2 protein-coding genes and 1 tRNA gene are annotated in these 1,605 nt (G+C 58.6%); all 3 read left to right on the plus strand.

The genetic code is table 11. From position 1 onward, the window contains the following. Positions 1–127 precede the first annotated feature (127 nt). Entirely contained in the window at positions 128–466 is a 339-nt protein-coding gene (fdx, locus tag AC1D1X_RS22845) for an ISC system 2Fe-2S type ferredoxin (RefSeq protein WP_477669135.1), read from the plus strand. A 111-nt stretch (positions 467–577) separates the two neighbouring features. Continuing rightward, on the plus strand, positions 578–1,285 hold the full coding sequence (dnaQ, locus tag AC1D1X_RS22850) for a DNA polymerase III subunit epsilon (RefSeq protein WP_477669136.1): 708 nt from the start codon (positions 578–580) through the stop codon (positions 1,283–1,285). A gap of 46 nt (positions 1,286–1,331) precedes the next feature. Continuing rightward, positions 1,332–1,406, plus strand: a tRNA-Val gene (locus AC1D1X_RS22855). Positions 1,407–1,605 lie beyond the last annotated feature (199 nt).

The following is a 1,605-nucleotide window of genomic DNA, read 5'->3' on the forward strand; positions in this document are numbered from 1 at the left end:
CAATCGAAGCAGCCACCCAGGCGCTGGCCAAAGGCACCGAAGGCTTTGCCGCCCAGCGCATGAACAGGGGCATCAAGCAAGCCCTGGCCGGAAAAAACATCGAGGCGGTCTGAACCGACTGACAACCATGCCCATCATCAAAATACTGCCTCATCCCGAATACTGCCCAGAGGGCGCTGAAATCAGTGCGCCGGCCGGCACCTCGATTTGCGAGGCTCTGCTCGACAACAAGATCAACATCGAGCACGCCTGCGACCTCAGTTGCGCCTGCACGACCTGCCACGTCATCGTGCGCGAAGGCTTCAAATCGCTGAACGAGCTCGACGAGAGCGAAGAAGACCTGCTGGATCGCGCCTGGGGCCTGGAGCCCAATTCGCGCCTGAGTTGCCAGGCCTTCCTTGCCCAGTCGGATGTGACGGTGGAGATACCCAAATACTCCATCAACCATGCAAAGGAGAATCATTAGCCCCCACGCTTGCCACTGCGTGTGCTGCGCTGCCCCCCGGGGGGGCGCATTTTTCCTAGGGGCGGCCCGGCGGAAAAACATCCACTGACCCAGCACAGCGATAATCCAGCCATGCGCCAAATCGTTCTTGACACCGAAACCACCGGTCTTTCCGCTGAAAATGGCGACCGCATCATTGAAATCGGATGTGTGGAACTGGTGGCCCGCAAGCTCACCGGCAACAACCGCCACTTCTACCTGAACCCCGAGCGCGACAGCCACGAAGACGCGCTCAAGGTTCACGGCATCAGCAACGAGTTCCTGAAAGACAAACCCAAGTTCTCGGCCGTGGCCGACGAACTGCTGGAATACCTGCAGGACGCCGAGATCATCATCCACAACGCGCCTTTCGATGTGAGCTTCCTCAACAAGGAGCTTGAACTCATCGGCAGGCCGCCCATCAAGCATTGTGTGGCCAAGGTCACCGACAGCCTGATGATGGCCAAGGAGCTGTTCCCGGGCAAACGCAACTCGCTGGACGCCTTGTGCGACCGGCTCGAGGTTGATAATTCGGGCCGGACCTTGCATGGCGCCTTGCTGGACGCCGAACTTCTGGCCGACGTCTACATCAATCTGACACGTGGCCAGAATGCGCTGGTGATGGATGTAGGGGACAGCGCCCGGGAAGGCGATAGTGACGTGCCCCAGATTGATCTCAGCACCTTTGACCTGCCGCTGTTGGCCGCCAACGACCAGGAGATCGCCGACCATGAAAAGCTGCTGGCGGATATTGACAAGGCCAGCAAGGGTAAAACGGTTTGGCGTGTTTTGGCGGCGTAAGCCATAAAGCTGTTCGAAACAGCATATAATCTTAGGCTGACCAATAGGGCGGTTAGCTCAGGGGTAGAGCACTGCATTCACACTGCAGGGGTCGCAAGTTCGAAACTTGCACCGCCCACCAGAATTTGAAGAACAAAAAAGGCCAAGTCTTGCGACTTGGCCTTTTTTCATTTCGGCGCCGTAAGCACCGATAAGCGCCGTTTTTCGCCGTCGGGCTTAGAGCACTTCGCTCGCGAAATCAGCCAGCCGCGAACGTTCGCCGCGCGCCAGCGTGATGTGGCCGCCGTGCGGCCAGCCCTTGAAGCGGTCGACGGCAAAGG

The organism is Polaromonas sp. P1_G4 (assembly GCF_056405475.1).